This is a genomic window from Marixanthomonas ophiurae, assembly GCF_003413745.1.
GTDB classification, from domain to species: Bacteria; Bacteroidota; Bacteroidia; order Flavobacteriales; family Flavobacteriaceae; genus Marixanthomonas; species Marixanthomonas ophiurae.
The window spans coordinates 506,310-530,499 of record NZ_QVID01000002.1 but is presented as its reverse complement, the minus strand read 5'-3'; the positions used below and the strand labels follow the sequence as shown (position 1 = coordinate 530,499).

The following is a 24,190-nucleotide window of genomic DNA, read 5'->3' as shown; positions in this document are numbered from 1 at the left end:
TGCGAGTTTTTTTTGTGTTATTTATTAATATAAACGGTTTTTCTATTTACAAACTCTGTAATTCCATGGTTGCTTAACTCGCGTCCATACCCACTGTTTTTAACACCTCCAAATGGTAAACGCGGATCACTTTTCACTAATTCATTAATAAAAACGGCACCTTCCTCAAATCGGTAGGCCATTTTTTCAGCAGCTTCAATATCTTCAGAAAAGATAGAAACTCCCAATCCAAATTTTGAATTGTTAGAAAGTTCAATAGCCTCATCTACAGACTTAAAGGTTGTAATAGATAATGCGGGACCAAACGTTTCTTCTTTAAACATAGTCATTTCAGGAGAGACATTACTCACTACAGTAGGTTCAAAATAAGCGTTTTGTCGTTTTCCTCCTATTTCTAGTTTTGCACCAGATTTCACAGATTTATTTACTTGTTCTTCTAAATCTTTCGCTAAATCTTCTCGTGCCAGTGTACCAATGAAGGTTTCTTCATTCATAGGGTCACCACTTTTCAATTCCCGTACTTTTATTATTAGCTTTTCAATAAATTCTTCTGAAATTGATTCATCTACCAATAACCGTTTACCCGCGATACAACTTTGACCGGTGTTTTGAAAACGAGCCTGTACACAGGTATCGATTGTTTTATCTACATCGCAATCTTTTAAAACGACTAAAGCATTGTTACCACCTAATTCTAAGACTGTTTTTTTAATATTTTTCCCTGCCGTAGCTGCTACTTCAGAGCCAGCAGGGCCGCTACCCGTTAAGGTTACGGCTTTTACAATTGGGTTTTCTATAATTTCTTCAATAGCATCACTTCCCACTTTTAAAGTAGTAAAACAATTGTTTGGAAATCCAGCACGTTTAAATACTTTTTCTATGTTTAGAGCACTTCCGAAGACGTTGGAAGCATGTTTCAACACCCCAATATTACCAGCCATTAATGCTGGTGCAGCAAATCGAAACACCTGCCAGAATGGGTAATTCCAAGGCATGATAGCTAATACTACTCCCATAGGCTCATAACTCACATAACTTTTTTGAGCATCAGTTTTAATTATTTCATTTTTTAATTGTTCTTCTGCATTTTCGGCGTAATATTCGCAAACCCAAGCGCACTTTTCAACTTCTGCAATGGCTTGTTTTATGGGTTTCCCCATTTCCAAAGTCATATCCTTTGCATATTCTTCTTTATTATTTTTTAATTCAGAAGCAGCTGCCAACATTAGTTTTTTTCGTTCTGCAAATGAGGTTTCTCGCCACGAATAAAACCGCTTATCGGCTTTTGTTAAAATATCTTGAATTTCGGGTTTGGTGTGTGTTTTGTAAGATTTTATTTCAGAACCAGTGTATGGATTAAATGAAGTTTTAGTAGCCATCTTTTTCTTTTAAAAGTACCGAAAAGACTGTAAACAAAGGGACGGATTAAGACGATTTTAACGGCAAAATACTGTTGAAAAGCCGTTTATAACTATGTGCTGTTTTAGAAAAAAGAGGCTTTTAAAATATATAATTTTAGTAAAACCCAATTATTATGGAAACTAAAGACGAAGTTTTATTGCAGTTACGACCCGAAATTCCTTCGGCAACATTCAATGACCAAATGAGTGATGCAGAGTATTTTCAGAACAATACCTTGCGCCCCGTTGTGAAGCTTCAGAAAAATTTATTGTTAGCAGCTTTTAGAAATTATGTGCGAAAACATAAAAATGTGTTTTATGATCTTTCGATTGAAAAACGGATGGATTATATTGACAACGCCATACATAAGGATATGAAGTTTCGAAATTCGTTAAAAGGAATGGTCATAGGCCAATTTACTTTGTACGAATATGAAACGTACATAAATGACTCTTCTGCTTTAAATAAACGAATGATGAATATTGTTATCGAGCGTTTAAAGAGCAATGTGCAACTATTAGAACCTGAATTTGCATAAAGTATAATCAATAAAAAAGCCCTTCATTACTGAAGGGCTTTACTTTTATAACGAAATGAAGGCTTATTTACCGCTCATTTTGTCTTTCAATTCTTGAAGCTTAGAGTTTGCATCACCGAGAGTCGTTTTAGAGTCTTCGGCTTGAGCGGCTTGCTTTTTAGCAGCATCTTTTACAATTTTAGCTTCTTCTTCTTTATGGATAACCATATGTGAAACTACCACTTTCTTGAATTCTTTGTTGAACTCAATAATTTGGAATTCTGCTTCTTCACCTTTTTGAAGATCTGTTCCATCTTCTTTTTCTAAGTGACGTTTTGGTACAAATGCTGTGATGTCGTCGTTAAACTCGATCGTTGCTCCTTTGTCTACAATTTCGTCAATTTTGGCAGTGTGCTTAGTTCCTACAGCAAACTCACCTTCGTACTTATCCCAAGGGTTGTCTTCTGTTTGTTTGTGGCCTAAACTTAACTTGCGTCCTTCAACATCTAATTCAAGAACAACAACATCTAATTCAGCTCCAATTTCAGTAAATTCACTTGGGTGCTTGATTTTCTTAGTCCAAGAAAGATCACTAATGTAAATTAGTCCATCAATTCCTTCTTCTAATTCAACAAATACACCAAAGTTTGTAAAGTTACGTACAATACCTGTGTGTCTAGAACCTACAGGGTATTTAGTTGTAATATCAGTCCATGGATCTGGTGTTAATTGCTTAATACCAAGAGACATTTTACGGTCTTCTTTATCCATAGTTAGTATTTGAGCTTCAACCTCATCACCAACATTTACGAAATCTTGTGCGCTACGTAAGTGGGTAGACCAAGACATTTCGCTAACGTGGATTAATCCTTCAACGCCTTCAGCAACTTCAATAAATGCACCGTAGTCTGCAATAACAACTACTTTACCTTTTACGTTATCACCTACTTTTAAGTCGTCTCCAAGAGCATCCCATGGGTGAGCTTTTAATTGCTTAAGACCTAGTTGGATACGTGTTTTATCCTCATCAAAGTCAAGGATTACAACGTTTAATTTCTGGTCAAGGTCAACAATCTCGTTCGGGTGGTTGATACGAGACCAAGAAAGGTCTGTAATGTGTACCAATCCGTCAACACCTCCAAGGTCAACAAATACACCGTATGAAGTAATGTTTTTAACAACTCCTTCCAGTACTTGTCCTTTTTCAAGCTGCCCGATAATTTCTTTTTTCTGTTCTTCGATATCCGCTTCAATAAGTGCTTTATGCGAAACAACAACGTTTTTAAATTCGTGGTTGATTTTCACAACTTTGAATTCCATTGTTTTTCCTACATATGCATCGTAATCACGGATAGGCTTCACATCTATTTGCGAACCTGGCAAGAAAGCTTCGATACCGAATACGTCTACAATCATACCACCTTTAGTACGGCACTTAACATAACCGTTAACAATAGTAGCATCATCATGAGCATCATTAACACGCTCCCAAGCTTTAATAGTTCTAGCCTTACGGTGTGAAAGAATTAATTGTCCCGTACTGTCTTCACGTACATCAATTAACACCTCTACTTTGTCACCAACTTTAAGGTCTGGATTGTAACGAAACTCGTTTAAAGAGATAACACCTTCACTTTTCGCATTGATATCGATAATAGCATCACGATCTGTAATATAAACTACTTCTCCTTCTACTACCTCATCATCTAATGTGTCAACAAAGTTTTCTGTAACTAATTTTTCAAACTCTTCTAACTTACCATCATCGATTGGATCAATACCCTCTTCGTAGTTATGCCAGTTGAATTCTTCTAAAAATTGTTTAGGATCTCTTTGCTTTAAAGAAAGTTCTTCTTGAGGTTTTTGAGTTTCCTCAGTAGCTTTTTGTTCTGCAACAGCTACATCTTCTTGTTTTTCTGCAGCTTTTTCTTTTGCTGCATCTTTGTTTGCTTTATCAGCCATTTAGTAAAATGTTTGTGAAATTCATTTTAAAAGATTCTGAATTTCAACAATTTGTATTCTGTGTTGTTACAAGAAGTTACCGCGACCATCCCACAGAAGGATTTAGATTAAATTTTATCATTCCTTTTATTCTTGCCTCGTCGCTAAAAGGAGTGCAAAATTACTGTTTTTCTTTTGATAATCAAAGTGTTTTGAAAAGAAAGTGGTAGGTGTTGTGCCTTCGATACTTTCCTCCTATCGTCGGGACACTCAGGCACTAATAAAATAGGATTTTTCCTGAGGTAAAATTGAAGAGTAATTAAACTCTTCCTGCTATTCGGTCTTTGGCTAGTTGCAATATGATATGAAATTGATCTTCTAGATTCATTTCACTATTGTCAATTTCAATGGCATCTGCTGCTTTTCGTAAAGGAGAATCTTTACGGGTAGTATCTATATGATCGCGTTCCTGAACGTTTTTCAAAACTTCTTTAAACGTAACATGGTCACCGCGTTCGGTGAGCTCATCGTACCTTCGTTTCGCGCGTTGTTCTGCGGAAGCATTCATAAAGATTTTCAGTTCGGCTTTAGGTAAAACAATGGTACCAATATCGCGACCATCCATCACAACACCTTTTTCAGAACCCATTCGCTGTTGTTGTTCAACCAATTTTTTTCGTACTTCGGAAACAGTGGCGATTGGGCTTACAAATTCTGAAACATCTAAAGTTCTTATTTCACTTTCTACATTTTTTCCATTAAGGAATATTTCAGCTTTTGCTGTAGGACTACTTTTTTTGAATTCTAAATGAATTTCTGATAGTTTTTTGATAAGTGCTTCCCTATCAAATTCTTCTTCAGAAATAAAACCATTTTCCATAGCATATAACGTTACGGCACGATACATTGCGCCAGTATCGATATATACATATTCCAACCAATCTGCCAATTGCTTGGCAACTGTACTTTTTCCGGTAGATGAGTAACCGTCTATGGCAATGGTAATTTTATGCATTATTGTAGGTCTATATTGAGTCCAAAAGTACTCGTTGAAGCCGCCAAACTATACTGTGAATAGGAATAACTTAGCCGCAATTTATTCAGTTTTAAGGAAAATCCAGCGCTTAACCCAGCAAAAGCTCTTTGCTCTATTATTCTAAGTTCTTCTCCCCTACGTAAATTATAGCCTAACCGAATGTTAAAACCTCCTTTGGGGAAAAGTTCAATTCCCACAATCATATGGCGAAATGCATTATCAATAAAGTTGATTTTTTCACCTGTGGAATTTCCTTCTAAATCTGTTTCATCACGATTGGGATTGGCGAAAGCTACATTCCATCGTTGCATATTTTCTAAAGTAAAATGCCATCGAATAGGTATGTTTTTAAGGGTTTGTGATATTCCGAAGATTAACTCAAAAGGAAGTTTTTCATAGGTTTCGTGATATGGTGTAATTTGCGTCCCTAAGTTTCTAGCAACTCCAGTAATGTGTAAATCCCATTCTTCATAAAAATACATAATACCAATATCGGTTGCTATACCAAAGGAGCTGTACTGTTCTAATTTTGAAGATATAAATTTTACATTGGCTCCTACATAAAAATCGGTAAACGCAATATTACGAGCGTGACCAAAAGAAAGAGCTACTTCACCGCCACTAAAACTATTAGTTGCGTTTCCTTGTTCGTCATAGCCATCAAACTTTCCGTAGTTAATATAGGTAACCCCTGCATTAATTACTTGTGTACGGCGGTCCCAAGCATAGGCATAAGCTGCTGTTCCGTAATTTACATCACCTATATAATTGGCATAATTGAGAGAGAATTGATTATCCATCGCTGGATTAATAGTAGCAGGGTTAAAAAGTGCCTGCGTAGGATCGTAATCGTAATTTGTTATTGTCTTCCCTCCTAAAGCTGCTTGTCGTGGGGAATTTACTAAATTTAAAAACTGATACGTTGAACGTCCTCCTACTTGCGCTACAGCAGTAGTTGATAGTAAGATTATAAATAATAAGAAGTAAACCTTTTGGTTCATGTACAGTAGTTAGCTTTTTCTATACCTTTTAACGACTGCAATATTAATTTATTTTTGAACCGAATAAAAGGTTTTCAAATATAGATATAATTTACCCCTTGAAAAACCAATTGTTTTAATTGAAATTCACAAGGGGTATTTAAATTATTAGAGCTTCTTAGCGTTCTTTACTTTTTGTTTGGTAAGTGCTAAATCTAGTACATCGCTCATATCTTTTACATAATGAAACGTCAACCCTTTTAGGTATTCCGGTTTAATTTCATCTATATCACGCTTATTGTCTTCACATAATAAAATTTCTTTAATGTGAGCACGCTTGGCTGCCAATATTTTTTCTTTGATTCCGCCAACGGGAAGCACTTTTCCTCGTAACGTAATTTCACCGGTCATTGCGATGCTTTTCTTCACCTTACGCTGTGTAAACAACGAAACCAAGGATGTTAACATCGTTATACCTGCACTTGGCCCATCTTTAGGCGTAGCACCTTCTGGTACGTGTACATGTACATTGTACTTTTCAAAAATATCTGGTGAGATACCCAGTTCTTCAGCATTAGATTTTATGTATTCTAACGCAATAGTTGCTGATTCTTTCATCACTTTCCCAAGGTTTCCAGTCATATTTAACTGTCCTTTTCCTTTAGAAAGTGTAGATTCAATAAACAAGATATCACCACCTACACGCGTCCAAGCCAATCCGGTAACTACTCCAGCTACGTCGTTATTTTCGTACTTGTTTCGTTCTAGTTTTGGGCTTCCTAATGCGTCAACTACAATTTCATTGGTTACTTTTTTCTCATACTCTTCTTCCATTGCAATTTTCATTGCAGCGTAACGAACCATTTTAGCAATTTGCTTTTCTAAGCTACGGACACCACTTTCACGAGTGTATCCTTCTACTATTTTTTCTAATTGCTTTTTACCAATTTTAAGGTCGTCTTTTGTAAGACCGTGTTCTTCCAATTGTTTTGGCAATAAGTGACGTTTTGCTATTTCTACTTTCTCTTCAACTGTATATCCCGTAACATTAATTATTTCCATACGGTCACGTAGCGCCGGTTGAATAGTACTTAAACTATTAGAAGTAGCGATAAACATTACTTTAGACAAATCGTACCCTAATTCTAAAAAGTTATCGTAAAAAGAATTGTTCTGCTCTGGGTCCAAAACTTCAAGCATAGCCGAAGAAGGATCTCCTTGACTTCCTACGGAAAGCTTGTCAATTTCATCTAAAACAAAAACTGGATTACTAGTTTCTGCTTTTTTAATGTTCTTAATAATACGTCCTGGCATAGCACCTATATAGGTTTTACGGTGTCCGCGTATTTCAGCTTCATCCCGTAAACCACCTAACGACATACGCACATATTCTCTACCCAAGGCTTCGGCGATTGATTTACCCAGTGAAGTTTTACCAACCCCTGGAGGTCCGTACAAACAAAGTATGGGCGATTTCATATCGTTCCGAAGTTTTAAAACGGCAAGGTATTCTATAATACGTTTTTTAACATCGTCTAATCCGTAATGATCACGGTCTAGAATTTTTCTTGCTCTTTTTAAATCAAACTTATCGGTGCTGAATTCATTCCAAGGCAAGTCAAGCATTAAATCCAAATAATTGCTTTGAATGCTATATTCTGCAACTTGTGGATTCATACGCTGCAATTTGGTAATTTCTTTGTCAAAATGCTCTTGAACTTCATCACCCCACTTTTTTGCTTTCGCCTTTTCGCGCATTTCTTGTATTTCAGCTTCATTGGAATTTCCTCCCAATTCTTCCTGAATAGTCTTCATTTGCTGTTGAAGAAAATATTCACGCTGCTGCTGATTAATGTCGCTTTGCACTTTTGACTGAATGTCGTTGCGCAATGATAATTTCTGCAATTCAACATTCATGTACTTGAGCGTTTCCATCGCACGCTCTTTAAGATCGTTCATTTCAAGTAAACTCTGTTTCTCTTTTACTGAAATGTTCAAGTTTGAAGAAACAAAGTTTATTAAGAATGAATTGCTTTCAATGTTTTTAATGGCAAAAGCCGCTTCCGAAGGAATATTAGGGCTTCCCTTTATAATTTCAAGAGCAATCTCTTTAATAGAGTCTATAATTGCAGAAAACTCTTCACTTTCTTTAGCAGGTTTTGCTTCTTTAACTTCCCGAATGGTGGCCGTCATATACGGTTCGGTAGTAATTACCTCTGTGGTTTCAAAGCGTTTTTTACCTTGTATGATTACGGTTGTATTTCCGTCAGGCATTTTTAAAACCCTAAGAATTTTTGCAACGGTACCAACGGTATTTATTTCGTTTAAATTAGGATCCTCAACTTCTTCATCCTTTTGAGAAACAACTCCAATGGTTTTGCTTCCTTTATTGGTTTCATTTATTAATTTGATCGATTTATCGCGTCCAGCAGTAATAGGAACTACTACTCCAGGGAATAATACCGTATTTCGAAGCGGAAGAATAGGAAGTATTTCGGGTAATTCTTCTTTGTTCATTGCATCTTCGTCTTCAGCCGTCATTAAAGGGATTAACTCGGCATCTTGCTCTAATTCTTGCAATGACAAACTGTCTAATGTTTTTACTTTTGAATGGGCCATATAGTATTTTAAGACATTGTGTCACCAAAATTGGGTGCACAATAGCTGTTTTTAAATATTTCTTTATGCATCTTATTATGAAAACCAAGTGCTTAGCGTTATGCCTATTGGTCTTCAAACTATAATATTCAATAGTTATGCCAATTACTTAGTTCTTGTAAACAGTCCTTTTTTAAAACTTTTTTAACCACAACTGTAACATATTGCAACAATCCCTATCTTTAAATTAAACAAGCTTGTTTTTGACATTGACCGACCAACATATTGACTCGTTATTAGTGCTGTGCAAAAAAGGAAACCATTTAGCTCAACTAGAAGTGTACAACCGTTATCAACGTGCTATGTACAATGTAGCCGTGCGGATTGTAAAAGATACTGCAGAAGCAGAAGATATTATGCAAGAATCTTTTATAACTGCTTTCAGCAAGCTGGACACTTTTAAAGGTACAGCAACTTTTGGAGCTTGGTTAAAACGCATTGTTGTAAATAACAGTATTTCACAATACAAAAAACAACAACGTTTTATCGATTTGCCAGATGAAACCATTGCTGAAACTGTAGAAGCGACTTCTGGAATTACAGAAAACGATTATAGCAATGAAAAGGCTGCAGCTGTATTAAGTTGTATGAGTAGTTTGCACAGTAGCTACCAACAAGTATTAACACTTCATTTAATTGAAGGATATGATTATGAAGAAATGTGCGAAATATTGGATATTACCTATGCAAATTGCAGAACATTAGTTTCACGAGCCAAAGAAAGCTTACGGAAAAAATTAAAAATTGCATCATGAAAAAAGATGATATAGATACTTTATTCGAACAAAACCGAACAGATTTTGACGTGCACGATACGCCACAAGGACATCAAAAAAGGTTTTTAGCGAAGCTGAACGCAAAAACGGAAGCAGAAAAAAATGTTTCAAAAGAAAAACAAACTGAGAAAGGAAACTGGTGGAAACCAATAAGCATTGCTGCTACCATTGCTGTTTTGATAGCTATCGGATTTTTATTTCAGAATAATGAAGCAAAAGCTAGTGATCTAGCTAGTGTTTCCCCAGAAATGGAAAAAACACAGTCGTTTTTTACATCAGCAATTAATAAGGAGTTGCAAACTTTAAAAAGCTTTGACACCCCTGAAACCAAAGAACTGGTTGCTGACGCGCTAACACAAATAGAAGTGCTCGAGAAAGAATATGAAACCTTAAAAGGCGATCTCGCAGAAAGCGGAAATGACAAGCGAGTAATTTATGCGATGATTACTAATTTCCAAAACAGGATCGATCTTTTGGAAAACGTAATTAAAACTATTGAAGAAATAAAAACACTTAAAGCGAATAGAAATGAAAATACAATCTAAAACACTACTTTTTCTTTTATTGCTACCCGCATTGGCTATGGCCACAAATGGTAAAATGAAAGGAAAATACACCAAAGAGAAGACCGTCAAAAAAGAATTTAATGTAAACTCAGGTGCCGGTCTTACTGTGAATAACAGTTATGGAAACATAGATATTGTAACCTGGACCGAAAACCGAACGGTTATAGAAGTTACCATTAAAACCAACGGCGATAATGAAGAAAAAGTTAATGAACGGCTCGAAGAAATTAATATCGAGCTTAGCGGAAATGCTTCATTAGTAACTGCCAAAACTATTTTTAACGAAAAAAAGTCTGGCTGGAGCTGGTGGGGAAGCAATAATAAAAATAATGTTTCAGTAGAAGTCAATTATTCCATTAAACTGCCTATTACAAATACAGTAGATTTGAATAATGATTATGGCGCCATCCATATCAATAAACTTAAAGGTAACGCCAAAATAAACTGTGATTATGGTCAATTAATCATTGGTGAACTATTGGCAGATGATAACTCCCTTACTTTTGATTATACAGATAAATCTACTATTGGTTATATGAAAAGCGGCCGTATTAACGCAGATTATTCAGGGTTTACCTTAGAAAAAACGGAACGTTTAGAGTTAACCGCAGATTATACAAAGTCTGAAATTTTAGAAGCTCAAAGCATTAACTATAATTGCGATTACGGAAAAGTAATTATAGGGAAAGCACAAAAAGTAATAGGGAAAGGTGATTATGTAAATAATCAAATAGAAACCGTAACAGGCTCAATAAATTTAAACACTGGTTATGGATCTATTAGAATAGAAAATATCACAAATACTGCAAAAGATGTCACTATAAAAGCAGATTACACAGGTATTAAACTTGGGTTTGATAGCGGTTATAATTTTGATTTCGTCGTAGATTTATCCTATGCTAGCTTAAAAGGCGAAGAAGATGTAACCGTTTTAAAATCATCCAAAGATTATAGCAGTAGAAATTATAGTGGTTATCACGGAACACAAAACTCTGGAAATACTGTACATATAAATTCCGATTATGGCGGAGTTACTTTTAATAAAAACTAAAACCAAACAAACATATGAAAACACTAACAAAAAGCATACTTATTGTCTTCTTACTGTCAATAACAACACAACAGGCAATTGCTCAGAACTGGAACAATTCAAAAGTTAAAGGAAATGGAAATGTAACCACGAAAACCGTTTCAACAGGTGATTATGACAACATACACGTAACTGGATCTATGGATGTAACCTTTGTTAGTGGCAAAGAGGGTTCCATTACCGTTTCAACAGATAACAATATACACGAACATTTAGATATTAGTACAAGTGGAAATACCTTGACAATTTCAGTAAAAAAAGGACATTCCATTAGCACTAAAAAAGGAATTGACATAATAGTTCCGTTTCAGGATCTTTCTGAAGTAAAATTAGTTGGTTCTGGCGATATTACTTCTACTAAAAAAATTAAAACCAATAATTTTGAAACAAGCCTAATAGGCTCTGGCGATATTATTTTGAATGTGGAGTCAAGTTCATTGAATGCAAAGATAGTGGGTTCTGGGGATATGAAGCTAAATGGAAGCACTAGTGATTTTGAATTGAAACTTAGTGGTAGTGGTGATTTTGACGGTAGAAATTTTGAAGCTAATGCCACCGAAGTATATATTTCTGGTTCTGGTGATGCAACCGTTTCAGCAAAACAAAGTATAAAAGCTCGGGTAAACGGATCAGGCGATATTTCTTATAAAGGAAATCCATCAAAAAGTGACACCAAAGTTTTGGGAAGCGGATCGATTAAATCGATGTAGTTTACATTATGTGTCTTCAATACTTACCTCCTATTGTCAGGACACTCAGACACCAACACTATGAAAATTAAATACAAATCCTAAAAAGATATTTTAACCATTCTTTTTAGGATTTTCTTTATTCTGAAACTTTCACGTTTCGTGGCACGCGAAACAACAATACAAGTCCTACCACAAAAAATAATATAAAAAACAATATTGCATACCGAATGCTACCTGTTACTTGTGCCACAAAGCCGTAACTAAACATCCCGATTACAATCCCGATTTTTTCAGCCACATCATAAAAGCTAAAATAGGAAGCCGTATCGACTGCTCCTTCAGGGATTAATTTGGAATAGGTTGAACGCGAGAGTGACTGAATTCCGCCCATCACCAAACCTACAAACCCTGCTGTAACATAAAACTGTTCAGGTGTCGTTATGGAATAAGCGTATATACAGATGCAAATCCAAATAATATTCAAAACAATTAACGTATTGATATTTCCAAATTTTGCAGAAGCACGAGACGTTAAAAAGGCTCCTAAAACAGCTACTAATTGTATTAATAGTATACTTACTATTAACCCAACGGTTACGTCGGTTTCGCCTCAATCTAATTCTTCAATTCCAAAATAGGTAGCGACCAACATAATAGTTTGTACTGCCATACTATATACAAAGAAAGCGGTGAGATAACGTTTTAGACTTTTGTTTTCGCCTAGATTATTCCAAATTTTCTTTAATTCTTTAAACCCATTGAAAAGAAGGTGTTTTGTAAATTTTTGTTTTTTGTTTCCCTTAGGAAGATAATAATACGTGTACTGACTGAACCCAATCCACCATACTCCTGTCAATACAAATGATAACCGTGTAGGTAATCCTTCATCTTCAAATCCAAAAGTATCATACATTAAAATCATGGCTAAACAAACACACAAAAGGATTACACTTCCAATATATCCTAAAGAGTACCCTTTAGCACTAATTTTATCTTGCTGTTCGGGAAAAGCTATATCTGGTAAATATGAATTATAAAAAACCAAACTAGCCCAAAACCCAATCAGAGCTAAAAAGTAACACAACAATCCAAACCATAAATGGTCTAAAGAAAACCAAAAGAGACCAATACACGAAACAGCTCCCAGATAACAGAAAAACTTCATGAAAATTTTCTTATTGCCTACATAATCAGCAACCCCACTTAACAACGGACTTAAAATAGAAACCACTAAAAAAGCAGCTGCAGTAACATAGCTAATAAGTGTATCGTTATTAAAATCAAACCCTAAAAAAGTAACGGTATCGTCCAATATCTTACCATTTTCATCTTTTACAAGTGTCAAGGCACCATAAAAAATGGGGAAAATAGCCGAGGAAATCACTAAGTTATAAACTGAGTTGGCCCAGTCGTAAACAGCCCAAGCATTCAGGAGTTTCTTGCTACCCTTTGGTAAGTTGGTCATATTTTAATTTTTACGAATAAAAAATCCCGTTCAAATTACTATCTGAACGGGACTAAATTACTTGAATTTATTCTTTTTAAAAACTTATTTCTGAAAAGTAGTAACACCAAATTTGCGAGCTTCTGCTTTTGCACCAGCTGCCCAACTTTGTATATTTCTAATACGAGTATCGTTAGATGGGTGGGTACTTAATATTTCTGGTGGTGCTCCGCCTCCTTGTTGTTGCATGCGCTGCCATAAATCTGCTGCTACTGCAGGCTCATAACCAGCAATGGCCATTAAAGTTAGGCCTATTTTATCGGCTTCGGTCTCATTGCTTCGGCTAAATGGTAACATAACTCCCACTTGGGTTCCAACGCCATAATATTGATTAAATAATTGTTGATTTTCAGGATTTTTGGCCAATGCCAAGTTTCCTGCTACAGCTCCTAATTGTTGTAACTGCCCAGCGCTCATGCGTTGTTGTCCGTGATTGGCCAATGCATGTGCCACCTCGTGCCCCATAACGGCTGCTACACCTGCTTCATTTTGGGTAACGGGTAAAATACCAGTATAAAACACTATTTTCCCACCTGGCATACACCATGCATTTACAGCATCGTCTTGCACCAAAGTATATTCCCAACGGTAATTTTTTAAGTAACCAGCGTATCCATTTGCAGTTAAGTAACGCTCGGAAGCTGCAGCAATTTTTTGACCTACATTTTGAATCATTCGAGCATCCGCAGTCCCTTTAACAACTTTATTCTCAGTTAAAAACTGGTCATATTGCTGAAAGGCCATCGGTAATATCTGTGAGTTAGGTACCAATGCTAAGGTCTTTTTTCCTGTAAACGGATTGGTACTACAGGCTACAGCAAAAATAAGTACTGTTAGTAAGGATAGTGTTTTTTTATAATTCATTGTATGTTTTTTTACATTTCAAATTTAAAGTTAAAAATAAAACTACTGCTTTTTATTAAAATTTATATAAAAACTGGAATAGCTTTTGATATATTACAATTAAAACAAACAAATTATGAAACAGATACTCTTATTTTTAGCGCTTTCCACTACTTTTTTATTTTCATCATGTGAAGGCGACCCAGGACCTGCTGGACCTCCGGGAGATGATTTTTTGGCACAAACTTTTGAAGTAACAACTACACTTCAGTTAAATACTCAAAATAATTTATATCAGACAGATCGAATAGCTTATCCTTTTGAAGTCTTTGAAAGTGATGCTGTATTAGCATATCGTTTAGAAGATGTAGATGAAGATGGTTTTGACGTATGGACACAGCTTCCAAATAATTTCTATTTAGGTAATGGAGAAGTTATTCAATACCTTCACTTGCAAACTTTTATAGACGTTCAGGTTATAATAGATGGTGATTATGATCCGCAAACACTTTCTACAGATTTTACAGATAATGAAACATTCCGTTTTGTTGTCGTACCAGCAGAATTTGCAGATGCAAAAATGAGCATGGACGAAGCTATTGAAACTTTTAACATTCAATTATAAATTTTCACAGTTAGGTTCAGACTATCAAAACGACCAAATATTTAGAATTGCCATCGTCCCAGCTGAATTTGCAACTGCGGATTTGACAATGAGTGACATCATGAGCAACTCAGAAATTGAAATCATTAATCTTGAAAATTAAACTATGAAAAAGATCATTTTTTTAGTGTGTAGCTTAGTATTGATAAGTTGCAACTCTAAAGCACAAGATAAAAAAGAACAAAAAGAATACGAGGTTACCAAAACAGATGCTGAATGGAAAGCAGAGCTTACCGATATGGAATATCAAGTACTCCGTAAAGCAGCAACCGAGCGTCCCTTTTCAAGCGAATTAAATAGCAATAAAGAAAAAGGAACATACGTTTGTGCTGCTTGTGGAACACCTTTATATAAAAGCGAAAACAAATTTAAAAGCGGAACCGGATGGCCCAGTTTTGATCGGTTTATCGAAGGGAACGTAGAATTTTCAACCGACAATAAATTAGGATACAGCCGTAATGAAGAGCATTGTGCTACTTGTGGTGGTCACTTAGGGCACGTTTTTAACGATGGCCCTCAGGAAACCACGGGAAAAAGACACTGTATTAATGGGGCCGCTTTAGACTTTATACCAGCAAAAGATGAGCAATAATAAGTATTCTATACAAAAAAGCGAAACTGAATGGCGAGAAGAGCTAGGTGACGAGCGTTACCGCATTCTTCGTGAAGCCGGTACCGAACGTCCGCATACGGGAAAGTATAATGTTCACTTTGAAGATGGTACTTATAAATGTGGTGCTTGCAACACACCGCTATTTAATAGTGATAGCAAGTTTGAAAGCAACTGTGGATGGCCTTCTTTTGACGAAGCCATTGATGGCGCTGTAGAATATGTGCGTGATACTTCTTTAGGAATGATTCGCACCGAAATTCTATGCGCTACATGCGGAAGCCACTTAGGTCATGTTTTCAATGACGGTCCTTCCGAAACTGGACAGCGATTTTGTGTGAATTCCCTTTCAGTGGATTTTGACGAAAAATAACATTCTTTCCATGAATGGAGATGGCATTAGGTTCCAAATTATCAAAATTTGGAATTTGATGCCTCTTTTTTTAGCACGTACCCCTAACATTTTGTAAATTCGTAGCTTCAAAATAACGACATAAAACAACGAAATGAGTAAATACGACGTAATCGTTTTAGGAAGTGGTCCCGGAGGCTATGTTGCTGCAATCAGGGCTTCACAATTAGGCTTAAAAACAGCTGTTATTGAAAAAGAAAGCCTTGGAGGCGTTTGCCTTAACTGGGGTTGTATCCCAACTAAAGCACTATTAAAAAGTGCGCAGGTTTTTGATTATCTAAACCACGCTGAAGACTATGGTCTTACGGTAAAAGGTGCAGATAAAGACTTCGGAAAAGTAATTGAACGTAGCCGTGGCGTTGCAAACGGCATGAGTAAAGGTGTTCAGTTCTTGATGAAGAAAAATAAAATTGACGTTATTGATGGTTTCGGAAAACTAAAACCCGGTAAAAAGGTTGATGTTGATGGAAAAGAATATACAGCCGATCATATTATCATTGCAACCGGAGCGCGTTCTCGTGAGCTACCTAATCTTAAACAAGATGGCAAAAAAGTAATCGGGTATCGTGAAGCTATGTCATTAGACAAGCAGCCTAAAAAGATGATTGTTGTAGGTAGTGGTGCCATTGGTGTTGAATTTGCTCATTTTTATAACGCAATGGGTACCGAAGTTACCATCGTAGAATTTTTACCAAATTTGGTTCCCTTGGAAGACGAAGACGTTTCAAAGCAGTTTGAAAAATCGTTTAAAAAAGCTGGAATTAAGGTGATGACTAATTCTTCTGTAGAAAAAGTTGACACCTCTGGTAAAACGATAAAAGCAACTGTAAAAACCAAAAAAGGCGAAGAAACCCTTGAAGCAGACGTTGTACTTTCCGCAGTTGGTATTGCCGCAAATATTGAAAATATTGGCTTGGAAGACGTTGGCATAGTTACCGATAAAGGTAAGATTATGGTAAACGATTATTACCAAACCAACATTCCTGGGTACTACGCTATTGGTGATGCTGTTCCCGGGCAAGCTTTAGCACACGTTGCTTCTGCTGAAGGAATTACATGTGTCGAAAAAATTTCTGGAATGAACGTAGAACCTATTGACTACGGAAACATCCCAGGTTGTACCTATGCAACTCCTGAAATTGCAAGTGTTGGTATGACAGAGAAACAAGCTAAAGAAGCTGGTTACGAGCTTAAAATTGGTAAGTTCCCGTTTTCGGCTAGTGGTAAAGCCAGTGCTGCAGGAACAAAAGATGGTTTCGTAAAAGTAATTTACGATGCTAAATACGGTGAGTGGTTAGGTTGCCATATGATTGGTGCCGGTGTAACCGATATGATCGCTGAAGCCGTTTTAGGTAGAAAGCTAGAAACTACAGGACACGAAGTATTAAAAGCAGTACACCCACACCCAACCATGAGTGAAGCGGTGATGGAAGCAACTGCTGCTGCTTATGGTGAAGTAATTCATTTATAAGATTAAATAATATATTTACCTAAAGAAAAAGCGCTTCAACTTATGAAGCGCTTTTTTTATTTTGGAACTAAATCGCAGTACCAAAACTTTGTATCCCAACTTTTATTATCATCGGTAAAACAGTCGTCATCGTTATCTTTTGAAGGACTATAGCTTTTTGATACCTTCTCTCCTATTTCAAAAGAAACTGGATGGTTAAAAATTGGACCATCGTATACAAACGTATGGAATTCACCATTTTCACCGCACGGGTCTACCGTATCGGGTAAATCGGTTAAAAACTGTTCGTTCACTTCTCTTCCCACCAATGATTCATCTAATAGTTTTGCATTTACACAAACAGTAATAGCTTTAAAACCGAGACTTAAAAACTCTTTCATTATCGTGGTAGTGTCTTTTTTCCACAGCGGAAAAATAGTTTGTAAGCCCACTTTTTCTAATTGTTCTTCTCTATACTTTTTTAAATCTTCAAGAAAAATATCACCAAATGCAGCGTGGGTGAATCCTTCTGATTTTAATTTTTGAGTAGCTTCTTGCATTTTAGAGTTATAAAGCTGCATAGAAGTTTTTTCAGGCAAGTATATTTTCTGAAGTGGTAATCCCATGCTTTTTGCTTGAGCATCTAACAATGCCTCTTGCAAACCGTGCATAGAAACACGGCTTACAGCTGTATTTATAGTAGTAACTAATTTTGAAACGTTATAATCAGGATTATTTTTTAAAAGATAATACGCCAATACCGAATCTTTACCAGAACTCCAATTTAGATAGGTTTGTTTCATTATTTATCCGTCAAAAAGCTTTGTACCGCTAATTCGTAACTTTGTAAACCAAATCCTAAAACAATGCCTTGTGCATTTGGGGAAATGTAAGACTTGTGCCGAAAATCTTCCCTCGAAAAAGTATTGGAAATATGCACTTCAACAACAGGAGTTTCAATGGCTTTTACTGCATCGCCAATCCCTACAGAAGTATGCGTATAGGCGGCTGCGTTTAAAATAATACCATCGTACTCGTACCCTACTTCTTGTAATTTATCAATCAATTCACCTTCTATGTTGGATTGAAACTGTTCTAGTTCCACCTCTTTGTATTTAAACTGAAGCTCCGTAAAAAAATCTTGAAACGATTGATCACCATAGACATCGGTTTCGCGTTTACCAAGCAGGTTTAGGTTGGGCCCATTAATGATTATTATTTTCATATTTCAAATATAGAAAATAAAAAAGCAGAAGCCTTAGACTTCTGCTTTAGTATTATTTAAAACAATTTCTTCTTAGAAAGAATACCCAACCGAAAGTTGAATGACGTTGTTTTGCCTTTTAAAGTCATCAGAATCTTCCAATTCAATATCTTCATCATCATCAATTATATTGGACAAACCAAGAACATAACGAGCACTAAAAAACACACCGTTTGTTAAACGATAGGAAGCTCCAGCGCCGATACCTAAATCAATTCCTGAATAAAATTCTGATACATCATCTTCTTCACTTTCGCCTCCTCCTTCAAATTCTTGATTTGCAGATACCAAAAATCCTATTTGCGGGCCTGCCTCAATACTAAAACCATCAGCAACATAGAATTTAGCGAGAATAGGAATATTTATATAATCTAATTTAGTTTTACTTTCAAAATTTTCTCCATTGAAACTATCTTCAGTCTTAGCTCCTTGTGATGAGTACAATAGTTCAGGTTGTACTGAGAATACTTCTGAAATAGGAATTTCAACAAGACCTCCTACGTGGAAGCTTGTCCTTCCATCAACTCCATCAGTTTCATCTCCTCCGACAGAAGCAAAGTTAACACCTGCTTTAGCCCCTAAACGGACTTCTTGAGCATTAGTAGTTGTTAATCCGAATACAGCCAAAGCTGCCATAAGTAATAGTTTTTTCATAATAAAAATGTATTTTTGATTAGTTTATGAAATAAATGTACTAAAATTTTATGATATTCATAAATCTATAACATTATTAAAGTTATTTAACCATCAACATTAACAAAAAAAAGCAAGGCTTGTAGCCTTGCTTTTTCTATAATTAAGTGTTTCACTTTTTAGAATGAATATCCAGCCGAAACTGCAAATACTGAGTTTTTAGCATCGCTATCGATTAACAAATCTTCATTGTTAAATACATCACTTAATCCAAAGTTATAACGCGCATTTAAAAATAACCCATTATTAAATTGATACCCAGCTCCTACTCCTACTGAAAAATCAACGTCATTAATAATATCTTCATCTATTGCGATATCACCTGAACCCTCATCATCTGGATCGCTATCAATTTCACTTTTAACGTTAAAACCAATTTGTGGGCCTGCTTCGGCATACAATCCTTCAACTATATACACTTTGGCCATTACTGGCACATTTATGTAGTCTAATTGTACTTCCGTGTCGTCGGCACCTTCCCTGCTTATTAAATCGAATCCTTGTCCTGAGTATAAAACCTCAGGTTGAATAGAGAAGCGTTCACTTAATGGAATCTCTGCAAAGGCACCGATATGAAAACTGGTTCTACCTTCAGGATCATCAAAGGCATCAAAGCCATCCCCAGAAAAAGAGGAAAAATTTAGACCACCTTTAGCTCCTAATCTTACTTCTTGTGCTTGTGTTGCTGTTACCCCAAATACAGTTAGTACAGCAATAAAAAATACTTTTTTCATAGTTCTTGTTTTTAAATTTTGAACAAATCTAAAGTGAGGACTACAAAAAAAGTATTAATAATATTATAAGCTTTTATTAAAGGCTCTTAAAGGAAACTGTAACCCAGTGATAATGTGAACACACTGTTTTTACTTTTATTAAAATCCGCTCCACTTTCTTCGGGTACATCAGTTAAACCAAAGTTATAACGTCCCTCTAGTCGTAACCCTAATGGAACATCAAAACCAACACCTACTACTCCAGATATGTCAAATTCGTTTGTACCTATATCATTAATAACCTCTCCTATAACAGTTTGTGCTTCATCATTTACAAGCACACCAAATTGTGGTCCTGCTTGAATGTTAAACTTATCGGTAAGGTAAATCTTTGCAACAATAGGTACATTTACATAGTCTAAGTTAAATTCACCTGCATCAAATTCCGCACCTTGTTGTGAATACAGTAAATCTGCTTGTATGCCAAATTTATCGCCCAATTTTGCACCTACAAAAGCACCGGCAACAAATCCGGTACGATTATCTAACCCACTGGCATCCGTTAAAGTAGCAAAGTTAACCCCTGCTTTTATTCCTAAATCAAGTCCTTGAGCTTGTGTTGTTGTAATAGTAATGAGTGCCAGAGCGGCAAAAATCAATTTTTTCATAGTTTTTGTTTTTTTAAGTTTGTATCCTAAATATACAAGAAATAACGCATCTACCCATTTATTATTTTTTAATACCGCTATATTTAGTAATATCGTACTATGAAATGGCAGCAGGCTTTACAAGATTACCAAGACTATTTACGTATAGAACGCGGACTTTCAGCTAATTCTATTAAAAACTACTCATTAGACCTTAAAAAGTTGATAAAATGGCTTGTTGAAGCAGAAATCAATGAATCACCTATTTCTATTTCAGAAGAAACCATTCAGCAATTCATTTATACGATTGCGAAACAAATGCAACCGCAATCGCAAAGTCGGGTGATTTCTGGCTTACGCGGGTTTTTCAATTATCTTGTTTTTGAAGAATATCGACAAACAAATCCCTTAGAGCTCATTGAAAGTCCAAAAATCGCCCGAAAACTACCCGACACCCTTTCTACCGAAGAAATAGACTCCTTAATTGAAGCTATTGATTTGCATCACCCTCAAGGCGAACGAAACCGTGCCATACTAGAAACCTTGTATGCGTGCGGCTTGCGAGTTTCTGAATTAACTAGTTTAAAAATTTCGGATTTATTTTTTGACGAAGGGTTTATAAAGGTTTCAGGGAAAGGCGATAAAGAACGCTTTGTTCCCATTGGCGGAAACACCGTTAAGTATATCAGCATTTACAAAAACGAAGTACGTATTCACATACCCATTCAACCAAAAGCAAAAGACACGTTGTTCTTAAACCGAAGAGGAAATCCACTCACACGAGCCATGATTTTTACCATCGTAAAACAGTTGGCTGAAAAAGCGGGAATTGAAAAAAAAGTAAGTCCACACACATTTCGGCATTCGTTTGCTACGCATTTATTAGAAAATGGAGCCGATTTACGCTCTATTCAACAAATGCTAGGACATGAAAGCATTACCACAACCGAAATCTATACACACGTAGATACAACCCACCTTACTGAAGTAATTAATAAGTTTCATCCTCGGAAATAGTAAAAAACGTATTAATTAACTCCTATTACAGGTTAAAAAAACGCTAAAAGCTTCTATCTCCTTTTTTGAAAAACCAGTGTTTCGTATCTTAAAGAAAAAGAAATTATTTATGAAAACACTCACATTTAATAATGGCGACAAAATGCACGCCATAGGATTAGGAACATGGAAAGCAACTGGAAGCGACGTTAAAAACGCTGTAAAAGAAGCTTTATACGCTGGTTACAGACATATTGATACGGCAGCCGTTTATGGAAACGAAGAAGTTATTGGCGAAGCATTAGCTGAAGTTTTTGCTGAAGGAAATATTTTAAGGGAAGATGTATTTATTACATCTAAACTTTGGAATGATGCCCATCAAGAAGGACAAGTAATTCCTGCTGTGGAAGATTCTCTTAAAAAGTTAAAATTAGATTATTTAGATCTTTATCTAGTTCACTGGCCTGTTGCTTTTAGACCTGGTGTTGGTTTTCCAGAGAAACCATCAGACTACTTATCTCCTGAGGAAGTTCCCGTTATTGAAACTTGGAAGCAAATGGAAGCTGCCAAGAAAAATGGTCATGCTAAACATATTGGAGTTTCAAATTTCAGTAAGGAAAAATTAAAAGATCTTATTTCAAAAGCTGAAATAAAACCTGAAATGAACCAAGTTGAAATGCATCCGTACTTACAACAAGATGATTTAGTAGATTTCTGTAAAAGTGAGAGTATATTAATGACTGCTTATTCTCCGTTAGGCTCTGGTGACCGAAGTGCCGCTATGAAAGGTGAAGATGAGCCAAATTTGATGGAGATTGATGAAATAAAAGAAATTGCCCGGAAAAAAGGGGCTTCAACTGCTCAAGTATTGATTAACTGGCACAACCAACGTGGAATTGCTACTATACCCAAGTCGGCTAGTAAAGAACACATTAAAGACAATTTTCAAGCTGCTAGCGTGCAGCTGGACAAAGATGATTTAAAAACCATCAAAAGCTTGAACAAGAACTACCGTTTTATAACTGGGAAGTTCTTTGAGTGCCCAGAAAAAGGCTATGAAAATATTTACAACGATTAATTAAACTCGTTATAGAAAATAAAAAGGCGTGGTTATATAACTACGCCTTTTTTATAAAATTAATTTGTAAAAATCTTATTTAGCTACGTTTACGGCTCTTGTTTCTCGTATCACAGTTACTTTTACTTGTCCTGGATATGTCATATCAGTTTGAATTTTCTGAGATATTTCAAAGGAAAGTTGTGCTGCTCTGTCATCGCTCACTTTTTCACTTTCTACCATAACTCTAAGTTCACGGCCCGCTTGAATAGCATACGCTTTATTCACACCATTAAAACCAAAGGCGATATCTTCTAAGTCTTTAAGACGTTGTATATATGAATCTAACACTTGGCGGCGAGCACCTGGACGAGCACCGCTTATCGCATCACAAACCTGGACAATTGGTGATAATAGGCTGGTCATTTCGATTTCATCGTGGTGCGCACCAATGGCGTTACACACTTCAGCCTTTTCACCGTATTTTTCAGCCCATTGCATTCCTAAGATTGCGTGAGGTACTTCTGTCTCAGTTTCTGGTACTTTACCAATGTCGTGTAATAAACCAGCTCTTTTAGCTAGTTTTGGATTTAAGCCTAATTCCGAAGCCATTACACCGCATAATCTAGCAACTTCACGAGAGTGGTGTAATAAATTTTGACCATATGAGGAACGGTAACGCATTCTACCAACCGCTTTAATTAACTCTGGGCTTAATCCGTGGATACCCAAATCAATTACAGTTCGCTTTCCAACTTCTAATATTTCTTCTTCAATCTGTTTGGAGGTCTTTTTAACAACTTCTTCAATACGAGCGGGGTGAATACGACCATCGGTAACTAATTTATGTAAAGATAATCGTGCTACTTCTCTACGTACAGAGTCGAAACATGAAAGAATAATAGCCTCTGGGGTATCATCGACAATAATTTCAACACCAGTAGCAGCTTCAATCGCACGGATATTTCGCCCTTCTCTACCAATAATACGCCCTTTCACATCATCGCTTTCCAAATTGAATACAGAAACACAATTATCAATTGCTTCCTCTGTACCTATTCGCTGTATTGTGTTAATTACAATTTTCTTGGCTTCTTGCTGTGCTGTCATTTTGGCTTCTTCGATAGAAGATTGCACAAATTTCATAGCGTCAGTTTTAGCTTCATCTTTTAAGCTTTCAACCAATTGTGATTTTGCTTCTTCTGCCGATAGGCTTGAAATAACCTCTAATTGCTCAATTTGACTTTTATGTAGTTTTTCAACTTCATTTTGCTTCTTTTCAAGAAAGTCTAGACGTTCATCGTATTCTTTCTTTTTGCTTTCAATTTGTGAGTTTAGCTTTTTAGATTTTGCTAATTCACTAGAAACCTGAGATTCTTTATCTTTAGTACGCTTTTCAGCATCACCCATTTTAGATTCGCGCTTATTGATCACTTTTTCGTGTTCAGATTTAAGCTCGATAAATTTTTCCTTCGCCTGAAGTATTTTATCTTTTTTAATTGACTCAGCTTCGGTTTTGGCTTCTTTTAAAATAGAAGCTGCATTTTTCTTTGCTGATTTTATTAAATGGGAAGAGTTATTACGCTCTATTAGCTTAGCTATTAAAAAGCCTATTGCTAAAGCTACAATTCCCACTATTATTAGGGTAACCATATTGTCCATAATTTAAACTTTATATAT

General features: G+C 35.9%; 23 protein-coding genes and 1 pseudogene. 11 read left to right on the top strand and 13 right to left on the bottom strand.

Going from position 1 to position 24,190, the window contains the following annotated elements:
- Positions 1–17: 17 nt before the first annotated feature.
- Positions 18–1,379 carry an NAD-dependent succinate-semialdehyde dehydrogenase gene (locus DZ858_RS12615; RefSeq protein WP_117160025.1) on the bottom strand — a complete coding sequence of 454 codons (1,362 nt, stop codon included), beginning with the start codon at positions 1,377–1,379 and terminating at the stop codon, positions 18–20.
- 155 nt (positions 1,380–1,534) lie between these two features.
- Here DZ858_RS12615 and DZ858_RS12610 point away from each other — a divergent pair, with 155 nt between their 5' ends.
- Entirely contained in the window at positions 1,535–1,939 is a 405-nt protein-coding gene (locus tag DZ858_RS12610; RefSeq protein WP_117160024.1) for a glyoxalase, read from the top strand.
- 63 nt (positions 1,940–2,002) lie between these two features.
- On the opposite strand, the gene rpsA is transcribed toward DZ858_RS12610, so the two are convergent.
- From rpsA to lon, 4 genes are all read right to left on the bottom strand, one after another.
- Positions 2,003–3,880 (bottom strand): 30S ribosomal protein S1, encoded by a 1,878-nt coding sequence (rpsA, locus tag DZ858_RS12605; protein ID WP_117160023.1) that lies wholly within the window; start codon positions 3,878–3,880, stop codon positions 2,003–2,005.
- Positions 3,881–4,178: 298 nt separating this feature from the next.
- A complete protein-coding gene (gene cmk, locus DZ858_RS12595) occupies positions 4,179–4,874 on the bottom strand; it encodes a (d)CMP kinase (RefSeq protein WP_117160021.1) in 696 nt (231 codons plus the stop codon).
- Positions 4,874–5,896 (bottom strand): type IX secretion system protein PorQ, encoded by a 1,023-nt coding sequence (porQ, locus tag DZ858_RS12590; protein WP_117160020.1) that lies wholly within the window; start codon positions 5,894–5,896, stop codon positions 4,874–4,876. The genes cmk and porQ overlap by 1 nt, the downstream gene beginning before the upstream one ends.
- 147 nt (positions 5,897–6,043) lie before the next feature.
- A complete protein-coding gene (gene lon / locus DZ858_RS12585) occupies positions 6,044–8,494 on the bottom strand; it encodes an endopeptidase La (RefSeq protein WP_117160019.1) in 2,451 nt (816 codons plus the stop codon).
- 242 nt (positions 8,495–8,736) lie between these two features.
- Here lon and DZ858_RS12580 point away from each other — a divergent pair, with 242 nt between their 5' ends.
- The 4 genes from DZ858_RS12580 to DZ858_RS12565 are packed head-to-tail and all read left to right on the top strand — an operon-like array spanning position 8,737 to position 11,675.
- Positions 8,737–9,288 carry an RNA polymerase sigma factor gene (locus DZ858_RS12580; protein ID WP_117160018.1) on the top strand — a complete coding sequence of 184 codons (552 nt, stop codon included), beginning with the start codon at positions 8,737–8,739 and terminating at the stop codon, positions 9,286–9,288.
- Positions 9,285–9,854, top strand: coding sequence for a hypothetical protein (locus DZ858_RS12575; protein ID WP_117160017.1), 570 nt, complete (start codon positions 9,285–9,287; stop codon positions 9,852–9,854). The genes DZ858_RS12580 and DZ858_RS12575 overlap by 4 nt, the downstream gene beginning before the upstream one ends.
- Entirely contained in the window at positions 9,838–10,926 is a 1,089-nt protein-coding gene (locus DZ858_RS12570) for a hypothetical protein (protein WP_117160016.1), read from the top strand. Before DZ858_RS12575 ends, DZ858_RS12570 begins: the two co-directional genes overlap by 17 nt.
- 14 nt (positions 10,927–10,940) lie before the next feature.
- A complete protein-coding gene (locus tag DZ858_RS12565; RefSeq protein ID WP_117160015.1) occupies positions 10,941–11,675 on the top strand; it encodes a head GIN domain-containing protein in 735 nt (244 codons plus the stop codon).
- A gap of 118 nt (positions 11,676–11,793) precedes the next feature.
- On the opposite strand, the pseudogene DZ858_RS12560 reads toward DZ858_RS12565, so the two are convergent.
- Positions 11,794–13,122 (bottom strand): annotated as a pseudogene (locus DZ858_RS12560) (MFS transporter).
- An 84-nt stretch (positions 13,123–13,206) separates the two neighbouring features.
- Positions 13,207–14,025, bottom strand: coding sequence for a M48 family metallopeptidase (locus tag DZ858_RS12555; protein ID WP_117160014.1), 819 nt, complete (start codon positions 14,023–14,025; stop codon positions 13,207–13,209).
- 115 nt (positions 14,026–14,140) lie between these two features.
- Here DZ858_RS12555 and DZ858_RS12550 point away from each other — a divergent pair, with 115 nt between their 5' ends.
- The 4 genes from DZ858_RS12550 (at position 14,141) to lpdA (ending at position 17,161) form a co-directional block, all read left to right on the top strand.
- Entirely contained in the window at positions 14,141–14,629 is a 489-nt protein-coding gene (locus tag DZ858_RS12550; RefSeq protein WP_117160013.1) for a collagen-like protein, read from the top strand.
- Between the two features lie 145 nt (positions 14,630–14,774).
- Positions 14,775–15,260, top strand: coding sequence for a peptide-methionine (R)-S-oxide reductase MsrB (msrB, locus tag DZ858_RS12545; RefSeq protein WP_117160012.1), 486 nt, complete (start codon positions 14,775–14,777; stop codon positions 15,258–15,260).
- A complete protein-coding gene (gene msrB / locus DZ858_RS12540) occupies positions 15,250–15,651 on the top strand; it encodes a peptide-methionine (R)-S-oxide reductase MsrB (protein WP_117160011.1) in 402 nt (133 codons plus the stop codon). The genes msrB (DZ858_RS12545) and msrB (DZ858_RS12540) overlap by 11 nt, the downstream gene beginning before the upstream one ends.
- A 133-nt stretch (positions 15,652–15,784) precedes the next feature.
- A complete protein-coding gene (lpdA, locus tag DZ858_RS12535) occupies positions 15,785–17,161 on the top strand; it encodes a dihydrolipoyl dehydrogenase (RefSeq protein ID WP_117160010.1) in 1,377 nt (458 codons plus the stop codon).
- 56 nt (positions 17,162–17,217) lie between these two features.
- Here lpdA and DZ858_RS12530 read toward each other — a convergent pair whose 3' ends face one another.
- The 5 genes from DZ858_RS12530 to DZ858_RS12510 form a co-directional block, all read right to left on the bottom strand.
- Positions 17,218–17,943 carry a Dph6-related ATP pyrophosphatase gene (locus DZ858_RS12530; protein WP_117160009.1) on the bottom strand — a complete coding sequence of 242 codons (726 nt, stop codon included), beginning with the start codon at positions 17,941–17,943 and terminating at the stop codon, positions 17,218–17,220.
- The gene (gene aroQ, locus DZ858_RS12525; RefSeq protein ID WP_117160008.1) at positions 17,943–18,365 is read right to left on the bottom strand and encodes a type II 3-dehydroquinate dehydratase; all 423 of its coding nucleotides are present in this window, start codon (positions 18,363–18,365) and stop codon (positions 17,943–17,945) included. The genes DZ858_RS12530 and aroQ overlap by 1 nt, the downstream gene beginning before the upstream one ends.
- Before the next feature lie 72 nt (positions 18,366–18,437).
- A complete protein-coding gene (locus tag DZ858_RS12520) occupies positions 18,438–19,058 on the bottom strand; it encodes a porin family protein (RefSeq protein ID WP_117160007.1) in 621 nt (206 codons plus the stop codon).
- 158 nt (positions 19,059–19,216) lie between these two features.
- Positions 19,217–19,831, bottom strand: a complete 615-nt coding sequence (locus DZ858_RS12515) for a porin family protein (protein WP_117160006.1) — start codon at positions 19,829–19,831, stop codon at positions 19,217–19,219.
- Positions 19,832–19,917: 86 nt separating this feature from the next.
- Positions 19,918–20,478, bottom strand: coding sequence for a porin family protein (locus DZ858_RS12510; protein ID WP_117160005.1), 561 nt, complete (start codon positions 20,476–20,478; stop codon positions 19,918–19,920).
- Positions 20,479–20,577: 99 nt separating this feature from the next.
- On the opposite strand from DZ858_RS12510, the gene xerD reads away from it, so the two are divergent.
- Together xerD and DZ858_RS12500 are read left to right on the top strand one after the other, a co-directional pair.
- Positions 20,578–21,474: a site-specific tyrosine recombinase XerD gene (gene xerD, locus DZ858_RS12505; RefSeq protein WP_117160004.1), complete on the top strand. Its 897-nt coding sequence runs from the start codon at positions 20,578–20,580 to the stop codon at positions 21,472–21,474.
- Positions 21,475–21,583: 109 nt separating this feature from the next.
- Positions 21,584–22,531 (top strand): aldo/keto reductase, encoded by a 948-nt coding sequence (locus DZ858_RS12500; protein ID WP_117160003.1) that lies wholly within the window; start codon positions 21,584–21,586, stop codon positions 22,529–22,531.
- 75 nt (positions 22,532–22,606) lie between these two features.
- Here DZ858_RS12500 and rny read toward each other — a convergent pair whose 3' ends face one another.
- A complete protein-coding gene (gene rny, locus DZ858_RS12495; protein WP_117160002.1) occupies positions 22,607–24,172 on the bottom strand; it encodes a ribonuclease Y in 1,566 nt (521 codons plus the stop codon).
- Between the last annotated feature and the right edge of the window lie 18 nt (positions 24,173–24,190).